The 21698-nt window shown below is 72.5% G+C and carries 20 protein-coding genes and 1 pseudogene; 9 read left to right on the top strand and 12 right to left on the bottom strand.

Features of this window, described 5'->3' with window-relative positions:
• Positions 1–114: 114 nt before the first annotated feature.
• The 11 genes from AB0D10_RS42205 to AB0D10_RS42155 form a co-directional block, all read right to left on the bottom strand.
• Positions 115–1572 carry an MFS transporter gene (locus tag AB0D10_RS42205; protein WP_360267089.1) on the bottom strand — a complete coding sequence of 486 codons (1458 nt, stop codon included), beginning with the start codon at positions 1570–1572 and terminating at the stop codon, positions 115–117.
• Complete coding sequence (locus tag AB0D10_RS42200; protein ID WP_360267086.1) at positions 1569–2114, bottom strand: phosphoribosyltransferase family protein; 546 nt, start codon at positions 2112–2114, stop codon at positions 1569–1571. The genes AB0D10_RS42205 and AB0D10_RS42200 overlap by 4 nt, the downstream gene beginning before the upstream one ends.
• Before the next feature lie 46 nt (positions 2115–2160).
• Positions 2161–2871 carry a hypothetical protein gene (locus tag AB0D10_RS42195; protein ID WP_360267083.1) on the bottom strand — a complete coding sequence of 237 codons (711 nt, stop codon included), beginning with the start codon at positions 2869–2871 and terminating at the stop codon, positions 2161–2163.
• On the bottom strand, positions 2868–3947 hold the full coding sequence (gene prs / locus AB0D10_RS42190; RefSeq protein ID WP_360267080.1) for a ribose-phosphate diphosphokinase: 1080 nt from the start codon (positions 3945–3947) through the stop codon (positions 2868–2870). The genes AB0D10_RS42195 and prs overlap by 4 nt, the downstream gene beginning before the upstream one ends.
• A complete protein-coding gene (locus AB0D10_RS42185; protein WP_360267077.1) occupies positions 3944–4642 on the bottom strand; it encodes a haloacid dehalogenase-like hydrolase in 699 nt (232 codons plus the stop codon). The genes prs and AB0D10_RS42185 overlap by 4 nt, the downstream gene beginning before the upstream one ends.
• A gap of 7 nt (positions 4643–4649) precedes the next feature.
• The gene (locus tag AB0D10_RS42180) at positions 4650–5219 is read right to left on the bottom strand and encodes a TIGR00730 family Rossman fold protein (RefSeq protein WP_360267074.1); all 570 of its coding nucleotides are present in this window, start codon (positions 5217–5219) and stop codon (positions 4650–4652) included.
• A 49-nt stretch (positions 5220–5268) separates the two neighbouring features.
• Complete coding sequence (locus AB0D10_RS42175) at positions 5269–6591, bottom strand: MFS transporter (RefSeq protein WP_360267071.1); 1323 nt, start codon at positions 6589–6591, stop codon at positions 5269–5271.
• A gap of 71 nt (positions 6592–6662) precedes the next feature.
• Positions 6663–7970: an ATP-grasp domain-containing protein gene (locus AB0D10_RS42170; protein ID WP_360267068.1), complete on the bottom strand. Its 1308-nt coding sequence runs from the start codon at positions 7968–7970 to the stop codon at positions 6663–6665.
• A gap of 41 nt (positions 7971–8011) precedes the next feature.
• Positions 8012–8563 (bottom strand): nitroreductase family protein, encoded by a 552-nt coding sequence (locus tag AB0D10_RS42165; protein ID WP_360267065.1) that lies wholly within the window; start codon positions 8561–8563, stop codon positions 8012–8014.
• A 99-nt stretch (positions 8564–8662) separates the two neighbouring features.
• Positions 8663–9577 carry an arginase family protein gene (locus AB0D10_RS42160; RefSeq protein ID WP_360267062.1) on the bottom strand — a complete coding sequence of 305 codons (915 nt, stop codon included), beginning with the start codon at positions 9575–9577 and terminating at the stop codon, positions 8663–8665.
• A gap of 29 nt (positions 9578–9606) precedes the next feature.
• Positions 9607–10191 (bottom strand): isochorismatase family cysteine hydrolase, encoded by a 585-nt coding sequence (locus tag AB0D10_RS42155; protein WP_360267059.1) that lies wholly within the window; start codon positions 10189–10191, stop codon positions 9607–9609.
• A 261-nt stretch (positions 10192–10452) separates the two neighbouring features.
• Between AB0D10_RS42155 and AB0D10_RS42150 the strand changes: the two genes are divergently transcribed.
• The 5 genes and pseudogenes from AB0D10_RS42150 to AB0D10_RS42130 form a co-directional block, all read left to right on the top strand.
• Positions 10453–11169, top strand: a complete 717-nt coding sequence (locus AB0D10_RS42150; RefSeq protein ID WP_360267056.1) for a DUF3865 domain-containing protein — start codon at positions 10453–10455, stop codon at positions 11167–11169.
• Positions 11170–11223: 54 nt separating this feature from the next.
• The gene (gene hypE, locus AB0D10_RS42145) at positions 11224–12234 is read left to right on the top strand and encodes a hydrogenase expression/formation protein HypE (RefSeq protein ID WP_360267053.1); all 1011 of its coding nucleotides are present in this window, start codon (positions 11224–11226) and stop codon (positions 12232–12234) included.
• Positions 12234–14576 (top strand): carbamoyltransferase HypF, encoded by a 2343-nt coding sequence (gene hypF / locus AB0D10_RS42140; protein WP_360267050.1) that lies wholly within the window; start codon positions 12234–12236, stop codon positions 14574–14576. Before hypE ends, hypF begins: the two co-directional genes overlap by 1 nt.
• Positions 14573–16099, top strand: coding sequence for a hypothetical protein (locus tag AB0D10_RS42135; protein ID WP_360267047.1), 1527 nt, complete (start codon positions 14573–14575; stop codon positions 16097–16099). The genes hypF and AB0D10_RS42135 overlap by 4 nt, the downstream gene beginning before the upstream one ends.
• A gap of 250 nt (positions 16100–16349) precedes the next feature.
• A pseudogene (locus tag AB0D10_RS42130) lies at positions 16350–16620 on the top strand (transposase); the annotation flags it as partial.
• Between the two features lie 268 nt (positions 16621–16888).
• On the opposite strand, the gene AB0D10_RS42125 reads toward AB0D10_RS42130, so the two are convergent.
• Positions 16889–18187 (bottom strand): Ig-like domain repeat protein, encoded by a 1299-nt coding sequence (locus tag AB0D10_RS42125; RefSeq protein WP_360267044.1) that lies wholly within the window; start codon positions 18185–18187, stop codon positions 16889–16891.
• A 371-nt stretch (positions 18188–18558) separates the two neighbouring features.
• On the opposite strand from AB0D10_RS42125, the gene AB0D10_RS42120 reads away from it, so the two are divergent.
• From AB0D10_RS42120 to AB0D10_RS42105, 4 genes are all read left to right on the top strand, one after another.
• Positions 18559–18714, top strand: a complete 156-nt coding sequence (locus AB0D10_RS42120) for a hypothetical protein (RefSeq protein ID WP_360267041.1) — start codon at positions 18559–18561, stop codon at positions 18712–18714.
• On the top strand, positions 18711–20537 hold the full coding sequence (locus tag AB0D10_RS42115; protein ID WP_360267038.1) for a Helicase associated domain protein: 1827 nt from the start codon (positions 18711–18713) through the stop codon (positions 20535–20537). The genes AB0D10_RS42120 and AB0D10_RS42115 overlap by 4 nt, the downstream gene beginning before the upstream one ends.
• Before the next feature lie 101 nt (positions 20538–20638).
• Entirely contained in the window at positions 20639–21064 is a 426-nt protein-coding gene (locus AB0D10_RS42110) for a hypothetical protein (RefSeq protein ID WP_360267035.1), read from the top strand.
• Positions 21065–21259: 195 nt separating this feature from the next.
• Positions 21260–21610: a hypothetical protein gene (locus AB0D10_RS42105; RefSeq protein WP_360267032.1), complete on the top strand. Its 351-nt coding sequence runs from the start codon at positions 21260–21262 to the stop codon at positions 21608–21610.
• The last annotated feature ends 88 nt before the right edge of the window (positions 21611–21698 follow it).

Genomic DNA, 21698 nt, shown 5'->3' with positions numbered 1-21698 from the left:
TCCGGCGGACCTCACGACGTAGCGGAATGGTACTTGGGGGATCCGCACTCCCGATCCCCATTCAGTGAGTAACTGGTCGGCAGCGGTGAGCAGTCGGGGCGACGTCCGGTCAGGTCACCTGTCGACGCTCGACGTCCGGGGCCGTCCCGGCGACGGATCCGCCGTCGGGACGGAGGTGGGCCCGGCGGAGGGTCCAGCTGCGGCCGGGCCGCGCAGCAGCGGCACCGCGGCGCAGCCCAGGGCCGCCAGCACCCCACCGGCGAGCAGGCAGATCCGCGTCCCGTGGACGGACAGCGGGCTGTCGGCGGCGAGTTGACCGGCCACCAGCAGGACGGCCAGCCCGAGCGAGACGCCGAGCTGCTGGGTGGTGATCAGCAGGCCGCCGGAGACGCCGTGCTCATCCGCGTTCAGCTCGGCGGTGGCCGCCACGGCGGTGACCACGGCCACCAGCACGAGGCCGAACCCGGTCAGACACGTGCCGGCCACCACCCAGGCCGGGGCGAGCCCGGTCAGCGGGGTGCCCGCGAGCAGCGCCATGCCCGCCGCGATCGCGGCCAGGCCCGTGACGCAGGCCCCGGTCGTCCCGAGCCGGCGGTGCAGCGGGCCGGCGGCACGGGCGCCGAGGGCGGCGGCGGCCGCGTCGGGAAGCAGCGCGACACCGGTCAGCGCGTCGCTCCAGCCCAGGGCGTGCTGCATGAACGAGGCCGCGAAGTACACCATCGAACCGCCGGCCGCGGCGGCCCACGAGCCGGCGAGGTTGGCCCGTAGGACGGGCCCGCGCAGCAGGAACCGGCGCGGCAGCAGCGGCGCGGCCCGGCGGTTGTCGCGCCGCAGGAACACCGCGCCCACGCCCACGGAGGCCGCCGCGAGGCCGGCCACCCGCCACCCGTGCTCGGATGCCTCGGGCACCAGCGACAGGGTGGTGATGCCGGCGGCCGCGCCGACGGCGAGCAGCAGCGAGCCCAGCACGTCCGGGCCGGCGTCAGCGCGTGTCGGCGTCTCGGGGACCAGCCGCCGGGCGAGCGCCGCGGTGACCGCCGCCAGCAGCCCGCAGGCCCAGAAGACGGCCGGCCAGCCGGCCAGTTGGGTGAGCACCCCGCCCAGGGCGGCGCCGGCGGCGAAGCCCAGTGAGGCACCCGCGCCCCACCAGGCGAGCGCTGCCGTCCGCCGGGGGCCGGTGCAGAGCGTGGTGACGAGGGCGAGCGCCGCCGGGGTGGCCACGGCCGCGGCCATCCCCTGGGCCACCCGGAAGACGATCAGCAGGGCGAAAGTCGGGGTGAGCGCTGCCGCCACCGAGGCGGCGGAGAAGCAGGCCAGGCCGGCCAGCAGCGTCCGGCGCGGGCCGTGGACGTCCGCGAACCGGCCCCCGCACAGCAGGGTCGAACCGTAGGCGAGGGCGTACCCGGACAGCACCCACTGGAGGTCCCGGGCGGGCACCGCGAAGTCCTGGGCGAGGGTGGGCAGGGCCACGTTGGCGATCGAGAACTCCAGCGCGACCAGGACCTGCACCAGGCACAGGACGGCCACGGCGCGCCGGAGCCTGCCGCCGTCGGACGGGACGTCGGAGGTCATGCAACGCTCGGGTTCGGGTACAGCGGCAGGTGGAGCAGACTGGTGACGGACGGCCGCTCGTCGCCCTCCGTCGCGACCGCGAGGACCTGGACGATCTCCCCGCCCGCCTGCCCGACCAGGGCGTCCAGTGCGGCCAGGGTGCCCCCGCTGCTGACCACCTCGTCGATCACCGCGATCCGGCGACCCCGGAGCGCGGCCGCATCGTCCTCGCCGAGGACGAGTTCCTGAACCCCGGCGGTGCCGATGCTCCGGACCGGGACGCGGATCGGCGCCGCCATGTTGGGGCGCACCTTCTTCCGGGCGATCCGGTACGGCTTGCCGGCCTTCTCGGCGAGCTTGTGCGCGAGCAGGATGCCGCCCGACTCGGGGCCGAGGATGACGTCGACGTCGTCCCGCAGGCGGTCGGCCAGCGCGGCGGTCGCCGCGTCGACGAGTTCCACGTCGCCGTAGAGCTTGAGGAAGGCGATGCTCACGGTGTCGCTCACGGCGACCACCGGGAGCTCGCGTCGGACGTCGCCGATGCTGATGGACTGGGTGCGCATGGAGGGGTCCTAGGGTCGGAGGTGGTGGACGAGGCGTGGGCGGGGATCAGGCGTGGCCGGCCAGCGCGCGGTGCAGCTCGGGCAGCAGATTGTCGAGTGGGGTGCGGTGGGGGAACACCGTGCTCCCCAGGACGAGTTGGTCGGCGCCGGCCGCGACCATCCCGCCGGCGGTGAGCGGGCCCACCGCGCCGTCCGCCTCGACCCGCTCGATCAGCCCGCGCTCGCGCAGCCGGGCCGCCTGCGCGATGGTGTCGAGGGCCTCGGCGCGGAACGGGCGCCCGGCGCCGCCGGGCACGACGCTCATCACCGTCAGCCGGTACGGGCGGACCGCCTCGACGGCCGCCATCGAGATCGACTCGTCCGGGTCGACGGCCAGCGCGACCGCCGTTCCCCGCGCGGCGATGCCGCGCAGCAGCAGCGCGATCTTCGGCGTCAGCGAACGCTGGTGCACGCAGATGCTGGCCGGGCCGCAGGCGGCGACCTCCTGGAGCAGCAGCTCGGGCCGGGCGAGCATGATGTGGACGTCCACCGGCAGCCCGCAGTTGCGACGCAGGTCGCTGATGGTTTCCAGGGGGAGCCCGAGGGCACCGCCGAACGCCGGGTCGACGAGGTCGACGTGCAGGCGGGAGACGCCGAGGCCCTCCAGGGTCGCGATGTGCTCGCCGAGCCGCGTCTGGTCCAGGCACACCACCGACATCGACAGCTCGGGGCGGCCGAGCTCGGGAACGGTCCGGCGGGTCTCTGTCGTGACAGTCATACGGGGTCCTTGAGTGCGTGGTCGATCGGCGCGCGGCCGTTCGGCGTGCGGCCGTTCGGCGTGCGGGCGTTCAGCGTGCGGGCGGGCGCGCGGTCCTGCGCGAGCCGGTCCGCGAGTGCCCGGGCCATGCGGGGGACGGCGGGCGTGCTGGTCAGCCAGTCCAGGGCGGGGCGGCGGCCGCCGGAGTCGGTGGTGTGGACGCGGTGCAGGGTGCGCCGGTCGCGCAGGCGGGCCAGCCGCTCCGCTCCGCCTGCCGTCAGCCGCAGATGGGTGGCGACGACGTCGATCCGCGCATCGGCAGCCCGCTCGCGCAGCGCGGCGCAGACCGTCTCGACGGTCGCCGCGCTGGTGATCAGGTCGTCGACGATCACGGCGTGCCGCAGCCCGCCCAGGTCGTCCCCGCCGTGCAGGGTGACGTCGACCCGCTCCGGGCCGAGTCGGCGCTTGTCGGCGACCACGGCCGGCAGGCCCAACGCGGCGGCGAGCATCCGGACGTGCTCGCCGGCGCCGCCGTCGGGGGCCACCAGCACCGTGTCCGGTCCGACCAGCCCGACGAGCGCCTCCAGGTGGATCTCGTGCACCGGCAGGAAGGTCAGCCGGGTGCCCGTGCCGTCGAACAGCCCGACCAGCACGTCCTGGGCGCCGGAGGCGAGCGTGACCAGCTCGGTGATACCGGCGGCCGCCGCGAGGTCGGCCAGCAGCGCCGCCATGACCGGCCGGCGCTGGCCCGGCACGTGCCGGTCGTGCCGCGCGTAGGCGAGGTGCGGGATGACGGCGACGATCCGTGCGGCGCCGTGTTCCCGGTAGCAGCGGGCCACTGCCAGCAGGCTCATGATCGCCTGGTCGGAAGGGGCGTGGTCGCCGGTGACGGACTGGCAGAGGACGACCGTTCGTCCGGCCGCCTCGGCCGGCAGGTCGATGCACAACTCGCCGTCCGGGAAGCGGCTTTCGACGTTCTCGTGGAGTTCCACCGGGAAGCCCGCGGCGCTCAGCGTGTCGGCGACGACGGCCGCGTGGCCGGGGAAGTCGGCGGTGAAGGCCGCGCAGGCGGCCACGACGGTCGTGGGCGCGGTCACGGCTGCGGCTCCGCTGTGCGGTGGGCCGTGCCGTCGACCGCACCGTGGGCCGTGCCGTCGACCAGCCCGAGTGCGACCCGCAGGTCGTCGCCGTCGTAGCGGTGGGCGGCCAGCGAGACGAGGTTGGGCGTGGCGTTCACCGCGACGGTGCGCGTCAGCGTCTCGAAGAGCGGGACGTCCGAGTCGGAGTCGCCGAACGCGATCGTCCGCGCGGCTTCCAGGCCGAGCCGCTGCTGGAGCTCCCGGACCACGACCGGCTTGTCCTCCGGGTCCAGGATGTCGGTCGGGTAGGTGGAGGCGAAGACGTGGTCGAAGCCGGTGAAGCACTCGGCGAACTCGCGCGGCGCCATGGTGATCAGACAGGTGGTGACGGACCGGGCCCGCAGGGCGGCCAGGGTCTCGGCCAGCCCGCCGATCTTCGGGCAGGCGTCGAAGGCCCGGCGGTACAGGTCGGTGCCGGCCCGCGCCCAGCCCTCCAGGGCGAGTTCGGCGAACCGGGTGCTGTCGATCAGGCCGGCCCGGTAGTCGCGCTCCAGCCGGTCGACGAGCTCCGGGTCCCCGGCGGCCCGGGCGATCTGCTGGCAGGCGGTGGTGCCGGGGAGCAGGGTGCCGTCCATGTCGAAGACGGCGAGCCCGATCGGGGCTGCGGTGATGGTGGCGGTGGTGAGGGTCGTGTCGGTGTCGGTGATGGTCACGGTCGGGTCACACCCCCGCGAACAGGTGCGGCAGCGCCCGGTGGCCGGCGAAGGAGCTCAGGATCTCCCTCGGGCTGTCGCTGACGATGATGTTGTCCAGGTAGCGCCGGTGGACGAAGCCCTCGTCGGCGGCGTGCCGCAGGAAGGCCAGCAGCGGCTGGAAGAAGCCGTCGGTGTCCAGCAGGGCGCAGGGCTTGCCGTGCAGGCCCAGCTGCGCCCAGGTGAGCACCTCGAAGATCTCGTCGGCGGTGCCGAACCCACCGGGCATCGCCACGAACGCGTCGCCGAGCTCGACCATGCGGGCCTTGCGTTCGTGCATGCCGTGGACCACCTCCAGCCGGTTCAGGCCCTGGTGGGCGACCTCGTGGCGGACCAGGTCCTCCGGGATGACGCCGGTGACCGTCCCCCCGCCGGCCAGTGCGGCGTCGGCGACGGCGCCCATCAGGCCCGTCGAGGCGCCGCCGTAGACGAGGCCGAGGCCGGCCTCGGCGAGGGCGCTGCCGAATTCGGCGGCGGCCTGCCGGTGGGCCGGTCGCCGGCCGTGGGAGGCACCGCAGTACACGGTGATGTGATGCAAGGGATCGTCCTGTCTGTGGGAGGGGTGGAGGTTTCCGGTCGGGTGGGACTCAGCGGGCCGGCGGTGCGGCGGCGGCCCGGCGTCCGAGGAGGTACGGCACGGCCAGGCCGGTCAGGGCGAAGACCGCCCCGAGGCCGAACCAGCCCGGGTAGCCGTGGTCCACCACGGCCGTCGACAGCACCAGTGGCCCTGCGACGGCCACACCGGTGGCGCCGAGTTGGTAGATGCTCAGGTAGTAGGTGCGCTGCTCCGCCGGGGCGAAGCGGTAGGAGATGCCCCAGCCGCCCGCCGACTGCCACAGCTCGCCCAGGGTCAGCGGCACCGCCGCGAGCAGGGTCAGGGCGCCGGCCAGGGCCGGGCCCACCGAGGCGATCGCGGCCGTCAGCACGCAGAACGCGGCCAGCGCCGCACCGGCGGCCCGTTGCTTGCGGCCGGCTCGCGCCACGTCCTCGCCGCCCCGGCTGAACCGGACCTGCAGCGCGACGGCCATCACCGTGTTCATCACCAGGGCCACGCCGATGAAGCCGCGAGGGGCGTCGGTGCGGGTGACGATCCACAGCGGGAAGGCGACCGAGAGGATCGGCACGTGCAGGTAGAGCACGCCGTTCGCGAGCGACAGGAGCAGGAACCGGGGGTCGCGGAACGGCAGTAGCCGGTCCCCGAGGCCGGTCTCCCGCCGGTCCCGGCGGTCGTCGCTCGCGCCGCCGTCGCCCGGACGGGGCAGGCGCAGGCGGGTGAGCAGCGCGGCGGTCGCCAGGAAGGCCAGGGCGTTGGCCACCACGAAGCCGACGTAGGCAGCGACCGAACTCGCCACCGTGATGACGACCGTGGCCAGCACGGCTGCCAGCGCGTAGGCGGAGTTCCGGGCCACCGCGATGAACGCCATCGCCTGGACCGGCGAGCCCTGCTCGGTGGTGCTGCCCGCGACGGACTGGATGATCGGCCCGACCGCCTGCTCGACGGCGCCGATCAGACAGGCGACCACCAGGAACATCCGGAAGTCGTCGACGAACGGGTAGACCAGGAATGAAGCGCCGCGCCACAGTTGGAGGGCCGTCAGCGTCGGTCCGTCGCCGAAGCGGTCGGCGGCCCGGCCGATCGGAACGGCGCACGCCACGCCCAGCAGACCGGCGATCGACAGGCCGGCACCGACCTGGGCGGCGCTCAGACCGATGACCTGGGTGTAGAAGAGGGTCGAGCCGGCCAGGAAGAAGCCCCGGCCGAAGGCGTCCACGAAGGCGACGAGGACGAAGACCCGGGCCGTCCGGGAGCTCGGCAGCCGGTCCAGCGCACGGCGGGTGAGCGCTCGTGCGCCTCTGGGGGCGGGCGCGCCCCCGTCCGTGCCGTGGGTGAGGCCGGGCTGCACTCCCATGGGCTGCTCCTCTCGTCGTGCGACCGGGTCGTGCGACCAGGTCGGGCGGTGTCCGTCAGGGCGGGGGCGGGTCAGCTCACGGTGATCCGGACGGCCTTGCGGACGTCCTCGTCGAGCTGCTCCAGCTGCTCCGGGTCGGGCGCGTCGAACAGAGCGGTGACGACGCGCCCGAAGGAGTCGGTCAGCGGCCCGAGTTCGGCGCCGCGCGCCTTGAGCACGAGTACGGTCCGCAGCCCACCGGGTGCGTCGGCGGGGGAGGCCTCGACGCCCGGCCACAGACCGTGCTCGACCACCCAGCAGGGCTCGTCGGCCCCCGGCCCCTCGACCGTCACGTCCACCAGGGTGCCGGGCAGGTGGTCGAAGTAGACCTGTCGGGCCGGGCGGCGGGGCTGCGGGTGGGTGACCGGAAGCCCGAGCGCCGCGTCCACCGCCGAGGCCTCGATCGAGGCGCCGGTGGCCAGCTCGTAGAGGTGCAGGATGCCGTCGCCCGGCGGGCGTGCGGCGATCTCCATCAAGGCGACCCGGCCGTCCGGCAGGATGCGGTACTCGCCGTGGGCCGTCCCGGTGCCGAAGCCGAGACGGGCCAGCACCGCCGCCTGCGTGGCGTGCAGCAGCTCCGCCTCGTCCTCGCTGGCGTTGCAGGCGGGCACGGTGTGGCCCATCTCGACGAAGAAGTCGCCGTCCTGCTCGTTGGTGGCCTTCTGGGTCACCCCGGAGAACACCGGGCGGCCGTCCACGACGATCGTCTCGACGCTGAACTCCCTTCCCTCGACGCGCTGTTCGAGCAGCACTGGCGCCGCGTCCGGGCTGCGCGCATCGAGGTAGCGATCGGTCTCGGCCTGGTTCCGCAGCACCTGGACGCCGATGCTGCAGTACAGGTCGAGCGGCTTGGCGATCAGCGGGTACCGGCCGGCCACGGCTGCGCGGAGCTCCTCGCGCGGGGTGCTGGAGAGCAGTGACAGCGGGCTCCACTCGGCGAGGTAGCGGCGCTGCAGGTGCTTGTTCCGGCAGACCTGGGCCGCTCGCAGGCCGACGCCGGGCAGGCGGAGCAGGTCCGCGGCGAGTCCGGCGGGCTCGACGAAGGACTCGGAGGAGTTGAAGACCCCCCGGACGTCGTAGTCGCGGCTCCAGGAGGTGACGCGGTCGAGGATGCCGGCGGTGTCGTCGGGCCGGAGGAACTCCAGCTGCTCGACGGCCTCGAACGGGTGACCCGGCGTGCCGACGTAGGAGACGGCGACCCGCTCGAGCGGCCACTGCGGCGGCCCCGTGACGACCAGGCTGCGCAGTCCGCGTGCGGCGATCGCCCGTAGGTAGGCACCGGCCTTGGGCAGGTCGGTGAAGAGGATGAAGGCCGGCGGAGGCGTGTCGGTGGCGGGCATGTCGGGCTCCTGGAACGGCTGTGAGGGGGTACCGCGCCGGCTCACGCGGTGAAGTGCGAGACGCGGTCGGCGACGTCGTCGTTCTCCCGCCGGACCGGTGGGCCGGACGACCGGTCGGGGGTGCCGATGTCGAGGGAGCCGAGCAGTCGCTCGCCCGGTCGCAGCCCGAGGAGTTCGCCGGCCGCGGCGCTCTCGCAGAGCCGGCCGGTGCGCCAGATGCTCCCGTAGCCGCGGACGTGCAGCAGGAGCATCAGGCCGTACGTCACCGCGGTCGTCGCGGCCAACTGCTCCCACTCCGGCACCTTCGGCCCGGCAGCCGGGCTGAACACCAGCAGGGCCTTCAGCGGCGCCCGGAGGGCCTTGCGCGCGATGCGCTCCCGCGCCTCCGCCGTGGCCTCCTTCTCTTCTTCCTCGGCGAGGCGGGCGGCGAGCGCCTCGCGGTCGGTGCCGCGGAGCAGGATCCAGCGCCAGGGCCGCAGTCTCCCGTGGTCGGGAGCGGCGGCCGCGCCGTTCAGCAGGTAGATGAACTCCTCGTCGCCGGGCGCGGGTTCGCTGAGGCGGTGCTCGCTCCGGCGGGTGAGGACGGCGGTCATGACGTCCACTGCTTCGGTCCCCCAGTAGGAATCGGTGCTTCTTTCGCAGGCCGCTCGGCGCGCGGGGACGGGCCGGGGCGCGGAGTGGGCGCTGTCCGGTCAGCCGCGGGCGGCGGCGATCCGGGCGAGGACGGTCGTGGTGACGGCCAGCACGGCGTGGCCGGTCATCCCGCCGACGTCGTGGGCCGGCGCGAACTCGACGACGTCGTAGCCGATGACCGGCTCGGGCAGGCGTTCCAGCAGGCCGATGAGTTCGCCGCTGCCGAGGCCGCCGGCGACCGGGGTGCCGGTGCCGGGCACGCAGGACGCGTCCATGACGTCGATGTCGAGCGTGACGTAGAAACCGCCGACGCGGGCGGCGATCGCGTCGAGGTGGCGCTGGTACTCGCGGCGGGCCTGGAGCGGGTCCTCCAGGAAGGCGGCGGCCGGCACCTCGTTGATGCCGTGGTCGCGGATGAACTCGACCTCGCCGGCGTCGTAGGCGCGGGTGCCGACGAGCAGGACGTTCTCCGGGGCGACGGCGCCGTCCTCGATGATCCGGCGCAGCGGGGAGCCGTGCGAGATGCTCGATCCCTGGTAGCCGTCGAGCACGTCCGGGTGGGCGTCGAACCAGACCAGTCCGAGGGTGCGGCCCCGGGCGGCGCCGAGGACGATCGGGTAGGTGACCGAGTGGTCGCCGCCGAAGGTCAGGACCGGGGCGGTGGAGTCCCGGAAGACCGAGTGGTAGGCCGCGCCGACGTGATCGATCGACCGCGCGAGGTCGAAGCGCCACGTCTGCACGTCGCCGAGGTCCAGGACCTTCAGCCCGGAGGCGTCCCGGCCGTGCCGATCGGTGGTCTTCAGACGCCGGGACAGTTCACGCACCCGGCTCGGCCCCAGTGAGGCGCCGCCCGCGCCGCCGGCGCCGCCTTCGAACGGCACCCCGAGGACGATCACGTCCGGGGCGTCCTGCGGGCCCTCGGCGACGGCGAGGCCGCCCCAGACCTGCGCGTACGGCTCGGTGAGCCCCTGCATGCTGTCTCCCCTCCCTGTCGTGCGGCCGGCTACGGCAGCGCCTGGACGCTGAAGTCGAAGCCGGCGCCGGTTCGGATGCGCTCGATCACGTCGGACATCGGGGTGACGACGGCGCAGTAGGAGGCCAGCCATTCGAGGGCGCGGGTGCGGTCCTCGTCGCGCGTGGAGACCACCCCGTCGGAGGGGACGACCACGTTGTAGCCGCGGAAGTGGGCGTCGGCGGCGGTGGTCTGGATGCACACCTGGGCCTGCATTCCGGTGATGATCACGGTGTCGATGCCGTGCTCCTCCAGGTACTCGTGGAGCTTGGTCTCGAAGAAGCCGCTGTCCTTCTTCTTCTCCATGACGACGTCGGTGGGGGCGAGGAACTCCGGCAGCAGCTCGGCCCCAGGGGTGCCGCGCAGTACGGGGATGCGCCCGTCGTGCAGTTCGAGCTTCTTGTCGCCCTCGTCGTAGATCAGCTGCAGGTGGATCACCGTGACGTCGAGTTCCCGCGCCTGGGCCAGGAACCGTACGAAGTGGGGGGTCATCTGCTCGACGTTGGCCTTGCGCTGGTCGTTCTTGTCGACCAGATCGTGCTGCAGGTCGTTCGTCAGGATTGCGTATCGGGACATGTCAACTTCCGTCATGAGGGCACACGGGGTGAGGACTTCGGGATGTCGTCGACACTAGTCATACGTATGAGGAGGGCGCAACCGACGCTGCATCAGAAGTGTTCTCGGCTGGTGGATTTGAAATCTTGTCATGTCGTCATGCGTATGACTACCCTGCTGCAAGCGGCGCAGTCCTGAAGCGGACCCGTCAAGAGATGTCCGCCGTTCCTGCTGCCCGCACGCCTTCCCGTCACCCCTTCCGCGAGAGAGCAGAGGCATGTCATGACCGAGCGCCTGTCGGTGCAGATCGACGCCCGCAACGACCAGTTCACCAACGCGGTGAAGAGCCGCATCCTCGATTCCCTCTCCGACATCAGCACGGAGTCGCTGGAGTGGCTCGTGATGGAGCACTACCAGTTCTCCTTCGCCAACAAGGGCCTGCTGCAGACCGCGGTCACCTGCACGGAGCAGCTGGCCGAGCAGGGCGTCACCGTCGAACTCCAGCGCAACGTCGACGAGGAGGACGGCCACGCCCCGATGTACAAGCAGGGCATGATGAACATCGGCACCGACATGGACACCCGCGTCGAGTTCGCCCCGACCACCAAGTTCCTCGCCGACGTCGAGGCGCTGTGCGCGCCGAACCCGTCCCGCGCCCTCGGCGCCCTGTACGCCACCGAGACGGCCGCGATCTTCGAGCACGAGGTCTTCTTCGAGCTCTGCCGCGAGGTCTGCGAGCGCCGCGGTTTCACCTACGAGGGCAGCCTGATCAAGCGCTTCCACGACATCCACCTGGAGGACGGCGTCGAGCAGGGCCACAAGGACGGCCTGGCCGCCTTCGTCGACCTCGACCAGACCGGAACCGAGTTCGCCGAGGGCCTGCCCGTCGAGACCGCGCAGGTCCGCCAGGGCGCGCTCGACGCGATCGAGGTCATGGAGGTCTGGTGGGACGCCCTGCTCGGCAAGGTCTTCCCGCAGTCCCCCGGCACCGCGGCCTGAACCGGCCGGACGGGGCCCGAATCGACGCACACTGAGAGCAGGAGGGGCTGACGCATGACCGAGACGGTCGTCCTGGACCACGGAGCCGGCGGCGGGATGAGCCAGGAGCTCATCGGCGGCACCATCGCCGCGATCCTCGCCGACACCTACGTCGGCGAGATGGAGGACAGCATGGTGCTGGAGGTCCCCGGCACCCGGATCGCTATGACGACCGACTCGTTCGTCGTCGACCCGATCTTCTTCGGCAACGGTGACATCGGCAAGATCGCCGTCGCCGGCACGGTCAACGACCTGGCGGTCAGCGGCGCCCGCCCGCTCTACCTGACCCTGGCCGTCGTGCTGGAGGAGGGATTCGCCCTCGACGACCTCCGGCGCGTCCTGCACTCCGTCCGGGACGCCGCGAGGGCCGCGAACGTCAAGATCGTGGCCGGGGACACCAAGGTGGTCCGGCGTGGAGAGGCCGACGGGATCTTCCTCAACACCACCGGTGTCGGGGTCATGGAACGCCCGCTCGCCCTCTCCAGCCGGACCCTGCGGCCCGGCGACCGGGTCATCGTGACCGGTCACCTCGGTGACCACAGCATCCACATCCTCTCGATGCGCGAGGGACTGGGCTTCGAGCAGCGGGTGCAGAGCGACTGTGCCGTCCTGAGCCACGTCATCGCCGACGTGCTCGACGCGTGCGGTGACGGCGTGCGCTGCATCCGCGACATCACCCGCGGCGGCCTCGGCACCGTCCTCAACGAGTTCGCCCAGGCCTCGGCCCGCGCCATCGAACTGACCGGCCCGGCCCTGCCGATCCGGCCGGAGACCGCCATGGCGGCGGACATGCTCGGCGTGGACGTCATGTACCTCGCGAACGAGGGCAACCTCTGCCTGGTCGTCTCCCCCGACCAGGCGGAGGCCGCCCTCGAGGCACTGCACGCCCACCCGGAGAGTGCGCGGGCCGCCGTGGTCGGCGAGGTCGTCGACGGCGATGCGGGCACCGTGCGGATGGTCCACGCCGACGGCCGTACCAGCACCGTCGACCTGCTGTACGGGGCCCAGCTCCCGAGGCTGTGCTGATGGCCGCCACAGCGGTGCGCCGGACCTTCCGGGTCAGCGGCTTCGTCCAGGGCGTCGGCTTCCGGCCGTACGTCTACCGCCTGGCCACCCGGCACCTGCTCGGCGGCTGGGTGCTCAACGACGAGCGCGGCGTCACGATCCGGATCGAGGGGCCGCGCGCGGCCGCAGACCTCTTCGCCGCCGAACTGCTGAAGCAACCGCCGGAGTTGGCCCGGATCGACTCCTGCGCCCTGGTGGCCGAGGAGGCGGCGCGCACGTGGTCCGGCTCGTTCACCATCCGGCACAGCGGGACCGGCGGCGGCGCGGGTGGCGACGCGCCCGGCGCCGGCGCGCTGGTCACCCCGGACAGCCACGTCTGCACCGACTGCGCGCAGGAGCTGTTCGACCCCGCCGACCGCCGCCACCGCTACCCGCTCGTCAACTGCACCAACTGCGGCCCGCGGTACAGCATCATCCGCGGCGTCCCGTACGACCGTCCCGGCACCACCATGGCGGACTTCACCATGTGCCCCCGGTGCCGGAGCGAGTACGACTCCCCGGCGGACCGGCGGTTCCACGCCCAGCCCAACGCGTGCCGGGCGTGCGGCCCGCGGGTGCGGCTGCTCGGCGCGGACGGCATGCCCCACCCGGCCGCCGCGGACCAGGACGACGATGTCGCCGCGGCCGCCGCCCTGCTCCGGGCCGGCCGCATCCTCGCCGTCAAGGCGCTCGGCGGCTACCAGCTGATGGCCGACCCGCATCATCCGACGGCGGTCGCCGAGCTGCGCCGGCGCAAGGAACGCGGCGGCAAGCCGTTCGCCCTGCTCGCCCGTGACAGCGAGACCGTCGCCCGGTACTGCCGGTTCGGCGAACAGGAGCGGCGGCTGCTGGAGTCACCCGGCCGTCCCATCGTCCTGCTCCAGGCCCGGCCGGGCCACGCACTGGCACCCGAGGTCGCCCCGGCCACGGCGACGCTGGGGTTCATGCTCCCGGCCACCCCGCTCCAGCACCTCCTGCTCGCGGACGCCGGCGATGTCCTCATCGCGACCAGTGCCAACGCGGCGGACGAGCCGATGGCCCGTACCGAGGACGAGGCACTGCGAACCCTGGGCGGTATCGCGGACGCCTTCCTGGTCCACGACCGGGAGATCCACACCCGGGTCGACGACTCCATCGCGCGGGTGGTCCGCAGCACGGTCGAGCCCAAGGTCGCTTTCGTGCGCCGTGCCCGCGGCTTCGTTCCCGACCCCGTCCCCGCTCCGTTCCCGTTGCCGCCCGTGCTCGCCCTCGGTGCCGAGCTGAAGAACACCGTCTGCCTCGGCGAGGGCGGCAACCTGTACCCGAGCCAGCACCTCGGCGACCTCAAGAGCCCGGGCAACCAGCGGTTCTTCACCGAGACCATCGACCACCTGCGCGCCCTGTTCGGCGTCACGCCCCGGTACGTCGCCCATGATCTGCACCCGGACTTCCACAGCACCCGCTACGCCGCGGCCTGTGCGGGCGTGGAACCGGTGGCTGTCCAGCACCACCACGCCCACATGGCGTCCTGCATGGCGGACAACGGGCTGAACCGACCCGTGATCGGCGTCGTCTTCGACGGCACCGGCTACGGGACCGACGGCACGATCTGGGGAGGCGAGTTCCTGATCGGCGACTACCGCGGCTTCGAACGCAAGGCCCACCTGGGCCGCTTCCGGCTGCCCGGCGGCGACAAGGCGGTCCGCGAGCCGGCCCGGGTCGCCATCGGCCTGCTGGCCCAGCACTTCGGCCCCGAGGCGGCCGGCCTCCCCATCGACCTGGTGCGTCAGCGCGACCCCTTCGAACTCGGCGTGCTGACCAAGATGGTGGAACGCGGCATCAACTCACCGCAGACCTCCAGCATGGGCCGACTCTTCGACGCCTACTCCGCATTGCTCGGTGTCTGTGACCGGGTCGGCTACGAGGGCCAGGCCGCGATCGAGCTGGAACAGCTCATCGCATGGGACCACCGCCCGGCCCGGCCCTGGCCACTGCGCCTGGAGCGCGAGGACGACCGCCTGGTCATCGACCACCGGCCCTGGCTGGAGGCCGTAGTGGCCGAACTCGCCGACCCGCGGCGGGGGATGGCCGACATCAGCCGGGCTTTCCACGAGAGTGTGGTGCATGCGGTGGTGGAGATCTGTCTGCGTCTGTCGCGTGAGAGCGGGCTGCGTGACGTGGTCCTCAGCGGGGGCGTGTTCCTGAACCAGCACCTGCTGGTCCGAGCGGAACAGGACCTGACCGCAGCGGGCCTGACGGTCCACACCCACGGCCGTATCCCGACCAACGACGGTGGTATCTCGGTCGGTCAGGCGATGGTCGCGGCCGCGAGGGCACTGTCATGAACCACGTGGACGAGGCGGGTATGGACGAACAGCACATCAGGGCCGGCCTCGATGCGGTCGTGGGGCAGATCCGGCGGTACGTGCCGAGCATGGCGCCGTTCTACGCGGTCGACGCACCCCTGGGGGAGTACGCGGCCGGGCTGCGGCCGGCCGAGCCCGGCCCGGTGCACGCCGGCCGTCAGGAGCGGCTGGCCGGCGCAGTGCGGCGGGTGCTCCGGCAGGCCTTCGGGCCCGCCGCGGCCGGACTGCCCGTGGACGCCGGGGACCTGAGGGCCGTCAACATCGTCGACCACCACCAGCTGCTGAACCATCCGCTGCTCCTGGGTACCAACATCATCGCCAACGCCCACCGCCTGACCGGCCCCGACAAGCAGGGCCGCCGCCCGGACGGCGGCCGGCGGCCGATCGTCACCCTCTCGTGCAGCAACGTGGCGCCCAGCAACCACTACATGCTGGGCGGCTTCCGCTACCACGGCGAGAGCGTCCCCTACTTCAAGGCGAAGGAGAACCGCGACGCGATGTACTACGTCGGGGCGCGCCCCTTCGACTTCGTCGAGCGGTTGCGGGTGGTCAAGCGGTGGGGCCGTTTCACTCCGGACGGGCAGGACTTCCTGACGGGTTACCAGGAACGGCTGAACGGTCTGGACTATGCGCATACCCGTCGTCACCGCGACCAGCTGGCGGTCGCTCTGCGTGGCACCTGGCCGCTGCTGTTCGAGGAACGTCTGCGCGTCGACCTCCCGGACCTGGTCTACGCGACCATGGAGGACGTCACCCGGGAGTACCTGCTCGATCTGCTCGGCAGCCACGGCGGGCCCGGGGAGAACTTCGTCACCGCCGCGCTCTTCGACCCGGCGTTTCGCCGTGAGGTCTTCGACGCGTTCCGCGGCGTGGTGGTGGCCTGGGACGAGGCCGCGGGTAAAGGTACCCACTTCTTCTGGCGCAAATACCCGGGCCGGCCGGAGCTGCTGCGCCTCTACTCCGACGGCACCGATCTGGTGCCGGCCGACCCCCGCTTCGCGGACCTGAGGGTCCCGCTCGAACCGGCCGCCGTCCTCGACCACCTCGAGCGCGAGGAGATCGTGCCGTCCGTGGCGCTGTGCGTGAGCGTGCTGCTGCATGCGGGGGTGCGGCCGCTGGTGGGGCCGGGCTCGCTGGTCTACACGACGCGGCTGCGGGACGGCTGGGCGGGCCTGCTGGGCCGGCACGGCCAGGCGGCGGAGGGGGACCTCGTGGCCGGGGTCGACACCGGTGGCCTGATCGCGGGCACGCCCATGTTCTTCGCGCCGGCGCGCGACGGTGGCGGGGTGCGGACGCTGCACGCCGCCGACGTGTTCAGCCGGGGCGGGGTGTCGCAGGAGTACCTGACGACGGTGTTCGGTACCCCGCTGCGGGATCTGCTGCGGGTGGGTTCCGGTGGTGTGTACGAGCTGTTCGCCGGCTCCTACATCCCGCCGCAGCACCGGCTCGCCGAGCGGGTCGGTTTCGATGCGGCGGCGTCCGTCGTCCACGACTGGCTGTAGTGCGCGGCCGCGTGGCAGCGGTGTCCGCGGGGGGTGCGCGGACACCGCGGGGCCTCTCGGGCCGGTCCGCTGCGTCCCCCCGGGTGTCAGGCGCGCCACGGCAGGGCCGACGTGGCTTCGTTCACGTGAAGTGGTTCTGGTCCGACTGCCGAGATCATCGCCACCGCCCTGGACGCCGAGGACGTCATCCACCTGGGCGACATCGCCACGATCACCGGCCGTACCCCCGAGGTAGTTCGTTGTTCCGGTCATGCTCGGCAGGGGGGATCCGACCGACGTCGAGTGGGGCTGTGCCGGAGCCACTGCTGCCGGTGAGCAACACCCGATGCGGCCGCTGGCGGGATCACCGTCAAGTGATCAACGGGATCATTCACCGGCTCGGCGCGGGGGTGCAGTGGCGTGAACTGCCCGAACGCTTCGGCCCATGGAAGACGGTCCACAAGCGCCATTGGTTGTGGTCGGCCGACGGTACGTGGGAGAAGCTCCTCCAGCACGTTCAGGCCGCTGCCGACGCTGACCTGATCTTCGGCCTTGCTCGCGTGTCTGTCGGCGTCAGAGCTGGTGCCCTTGCTGCCGCTGCCGCTGCGCCCGTGTGCGGTGGGAGCGGCGGTGTCGTCGGCGTGAGGTGAACAGCCGCAGGATCGTCGGGTGGGTGGCGTTCTGCCCCTGCTCGTGCTGTCCGGGCGGGGCAGAACGCGGGTCGGCCGGGTCTGTGCCGGTGTGCCACCGGCATGCGCGGGGCGGTACGGGCCGCCCCTGCTCCGGTCGGGTGGTGTTGCGTCGGTCTGGTCAGGGGTTCACGGTCACGGTGGTGCTCTCGGGGCGTGCGCTGTTGTCCTGGTACACCGAGTCGCCGCTGTAGACGGCGGTGACGGTGTGGGTCCCGGTGGTGCGGAAGACGGTGACGAGACCGGCGGCGGCGCAGTTGCCGAGGGAGAGGACCAGGCGTGAGGTGCCGAGGGTCGTGCCGGTGGTGGCGTCGGTGAACGTCACGGTGCCGGTGGGCCGGGTGGTCGAACCACCGCCGGGACAGATCAGGTCGCTGAGCACGACCGGCGCGCCGGGGCGGGTGCGCTGGGGCATCGCGCTCAGGAAGGTGGTGACCGGCTTGCCCACGACGTAGGAGATGATCACCTGGCCGTTGTGGTTCGCCGTTCCGACGGTGGACGTGCTGTAGCTGGTGGCGGTACCGGAGGGGGTGGCGAAGCTGCTGCCTGCGCCGCCCCCGCCGCCACTGCCGGTGGTGCCGAGGTTGTTGACGGTGCCGCTGCCGCCGCCTCCGCCGGCGAAGTACCCGCCGCCCCCGCCGCCACCGGCACCGGTGATGGTGAGGGCGCAGCCGCCGCCGATGCTGCCGCCGGTGCCACCGGTGCCGGCCGTGGTGCCGGTGAACCCGCTGCCCGGTCCGCCCGCCGTGGCCGAACAGGGCGCAGCGGTGCCGGCGGCGCCGCCGGCACCACCGGTGGTCGTGCTGGTGCTGCCGCCGTGGCCGCCCTGTCCCGGTGAAGAACCCGGGCCGGTGGCGGTTCCCGCCGTACCGCCGGTGGCGTCCGGCGTTCCGCCGTTGCCCCCGTTGCCCCCGGGCGAGCTCCCTCCGGTGCCGCCGGCGGCACCGCCGCCCCCGGCGACGGCCAGCAGGGTGGCGCCCGCGCTGACGGTCGATGCGCCGCCCCCACCGGGGCCCTCGTCCTTGAAACCGGTGGTCGGGAAGCTGCCGCCGGGGGCGCCGCCGTTGAACCCACCGGCGCCGCCTGTACCGGTGCCGTTGCAGCCCTTGCCGCCGGTGCCGCCGACGTCGATGGTGAGCGTCGTCGCGACGGCGGCCGGCGGGAGGGTGGTCACCACCCGTGCCCCTGTCCCGCCCGTCCCCGTGGCGGTACAGGCGGTGCCGGTGTTGTCGGCGCCGCCCGCGCCGTCGGCGGTGATCGTGACCACCGCGTTCGCGGGGACGGCGAGGGTCTGCGCGGCACCGGTGTAGGTGAAGGTGTACGTCGGATCGGCCCCTTGGGCGAGCGCCGGGGCGGTGACCGGCGCGACTCCCGTCGGTGTGGCGGTCGCGGGTGCCAGACCTGTTCCGGACAGAGCCACGCACAGGCCCGCCACGGCCCCTGCCCGCCGCCACTGCTCCTGGGGGCGGGCGCCTGCGCGGGGCCGGCTTCGGCCGGGTCTCACGCGGTCGGCCGGCTGTTCGGGCGAATGGTCTCTGATCACCGGTATCTCCTGACGTTCTGGCTTGGGGTGAGACGGCTGTCGGCCGTGACAGGGTGGCGAGCCACAGCAGGTCGGCCACCCACCGTGGTTGACCATCCACGTTAGGTGGCGAAGTGTCGCGCTTCGCGATGCCGGATCACGCGTCGTGTCGACGAGCCGTCAGGCCGACCCGCCCGGCGGTGTCCGGTGTCCCGGCCGAGGCGTGAGGGCCAGTCGAGGGGCTGTCCGGTAGTGGTTGTATGACCGGCATGTTCAGTGTCACCGTGTCACGGGCGCTCAGCGTTGCCGACATGGTCGCCACCGAGAAGGCCGGCGAGCCGGTCACCGTGTACGCCACCTACGCCTCGCTGGAGCGCATCGTCCAGGCCCACCAGGGCTGGGGCTGGCCCAGTGGGACCTCGTGATCATCGACGAGGCCCACCGGACGGCAGGTGCCGAGGGGAAGGTGTGGGCGGCCGTCCACGACGACGCTCAGGTCCCGGCGAAGCGCCGGCTGTACTTCACCGCTATGCCCAGGATCGCGGACGACCGGCAGGCGAAGGACGGCCTGGCCGACCTCGCCGACCTCGCCGACACCGAAGGCGCTGAGAAGCTGCCCGTCCTCTGCTCCATGGACTCGGAGGAGATCTACGGCAAGACCTGTTTCACCTGGACCCTCGGACAGGGCATCGAGCACGGCTACCTCGCCGACTACCGCGTCCTCGTGCCGGTGGTGACGGACGAGGATCTGCGCGAGCTGCTCAACCTCCCGGCCGTCGCCGACCTGCGCTCCCAGCGCAGCAACGAGGACCTGCTGCGCCTGGCCCTGCAGATCGCGGTGCTGCGCGCCGTCGCCGACCTCGACCTGCGCCGGGTCATCACCTTCCACTCCCGGGTGTCCACGGCGCGGGAGTTCGCCGGCACCCTGCTGGAGACCGCGGAACTGCCGCCCGACGCGGAGCGCCCGGAGCGACTGACTGCCCTCGCCGTGGCCGGCACCGACCGGCTCAAGGACCGCCGGGCCGCCTTCACCACGTTCAAGTCCGCCACCGGCGAGGAGTGCTGCATCCTCTGCAACAGCCGGCTCCTGACGGAGGGCATCGACGTCGCCGCCGTGGACGCCATCTGCTTCGCGGACCCGAAGTCGAGCGTCATCGACATCGTCCAGGCCGTCGGCCGGGCGCTGCGCCAGTCCTGCCGCCAGGGCAAGGTGTCCTGGGTCATCATCCCGGTCTACCTGCCGACGCCGGAGGTCGGCGACGACACCGCCACCGCCGACCCGGCCGAGGTCCACGACGCAGGCGAGGCCGTGAAGGCCGAGGCCGACGCCGAGATCGAGGCCTCCTCCTTCCGTACGATCTGGCGCGTCCTGCGCGTCCTGCGCGTCCTGCGCGCCCTGGCAGCGCACGACGCCCGAGTGGTCGGCCGGATCACCGAGCTGCGCGGCGCGCGGTCGCAGGGCACCGCGCACACCACCGCGGCCACGCCGACCGAGAGCCAGGCTGCCGAGGCCGGGGAGGGCGAGCAGCCGGCCCCGGTCGAGTCGCCGATCGAGTGGCTGCGGATCAACGCAAAGCAGCACGCGGCGAAGATCCTCCAGACCGTGAATCTGCGGGCGTTCAACCCGCGCGCCGTGGAGTGGCAGCGCATGCACGCGGTCGCGGCGGTCTTCCACCTCCAGCACGGCCACCTCGACCCCACCGACAAGACCAAGCACGCTGAGCTGATCTCCTGGCTCACCCGCCAGCGCCACCTCAACGGCCAAGGCCTGCTCGACGCTGCCCGGGTGTCCGAGCTGGACGCCCTCGGCATGATCTGGTCGAAGAACGCCAACGCCTGGGAACGCGGCTACGCCTATGCGCGGGCCTTCGACCACCACCACGGCCACCTGGCGATCCCCGCCACCGCGAAGCTGGACGACTACGCGGTCGGGGCGTGGATGCGCCGCCAGCGCAAGGTCGACAACCTCACCAAGGACCAGGTCGCCAAGCTCGACGCACTGGACGAGCTGTGGCGCCTGGAGCCGGACTGGAACCGCTCCTACCGCCGCCTGCTCGCCTACCTCGCCGCCGGCGGAACCCCGGACGGCCCGGCCAACCGCACCGGCCTGGGCGACGACCCCACGTTCCGGCCCGGCACCTGGCTGCGCAAGCAGGTGGCGGCCCGCACCGGCGGCAAGCTGACCGACCAACAGACCGCGCTCCTGGACGCGCTCCACGGACACAAGGCCGAGACTGTCGCCGGCTGACCCGCCCCATACCAACCCCGCTCTCCCGGCCTGTACAGGCGGGACGGCACCACCCGGAGGAGACGACCTGGACGGGGGAGGAGAGCGATATGGTTCCGGTCATGGGAAGTTGGATACGTGAGGACCGGCCGCTGCGTGACCGGCTTGACCGGTTGGGGGCCGACGATCCGGAGTCGGCGCGTCGGCGCAGGGTGCTGGCTGGTGTGCTGGTCGTGGTGGCTCTGCTCGGGTCGAACGCGTGGCAGCGAACGGACGCCATGGCCTGGTTCGATGTGCGGATCGACACGACGGGCCTGCTCCTATCCGCGGCGTTGATCGTCACCGCTTTTCTCCTGGTGTGGCGTTCGCGGTGGGTCGCGTGGGCCGGGGCCGTGAGCGTGGCCCTGATGTTTCTCGGTGCCGTGTTCGACGTGATGGCGATGACGGGAGGTGGCGTATCGTACGCGGCATTTGCCGTGTCTCTGCTGATCAGACTGCCCACCGTGGTGGTGGTGGCGGTCCTGGTCAGGTGCGGCAGTCAGTGGTGACGGACCGGCAGCCGGTTGTCTGGGGTATCTGTGGCAGGGCTGTCGCGGCGCGTTCGGGAGGTCGCTACCGCGCATTGCGGCTGCCTGTTGGCTGCGCTCCCCGTTTCTGGTCCTTCCGGGCCGGAGCCCGCTGACGCGGGACGCCGATTCCGAGCCGGTGGACACTCCAATCGGCCGGCCCGCAGGGCGGATGCAGTGCGCGCGCTGACCGATGCCGGCCGTTCTTGCAGCACTGCAGCCCGTGAACCGGGTCTGGACCGTATGGTACGCAGGTACGCCAAGGCTCGTACCTGGCGCGAGGCCATTCGCCTTGCTCCCCGGCGCCCGTCCACCCTGGATCCCTACCTTGACTACTTGCGGCAACGCTGGGACGAGGGCGAGCGCAGCGCGAAGATCCTTCACCAGGAATTTCTGGGCAACGGCTACCTCGGGCACTGCGAGCGCGTGAAGATGGCCCTTGCGTCCCTCGGGCAGGGCATGCCCGTGGACGAGCCTCGTGAACGAGAGCCTTCCCCGCACGAGGCCGCACGCTGGACCATTGAGTGACTCTGTCGGGGATCTTGGCTTTCCTTGATCACTGTCCTTGGCGCCACCAGCGGGGGCGGGGCAGCTCGTGGGCGTCGAGGTACTGCTG

Origin of the sequence: Kitasatospora sp. NPDC048545, assembly GCF_040651155.1 — a bacterium.
Taxonomy (GTDB): Bacteria; Actinomycetota; Actinomycetes; order Streptomycetales; family Streptomycetaceae; genus Kitasatospora.
The sequence above is the reverse complement of the archived record's forward strand: the minus strand, read 5'-3'. Positions and strand labels throughout refer to the sequence as shown.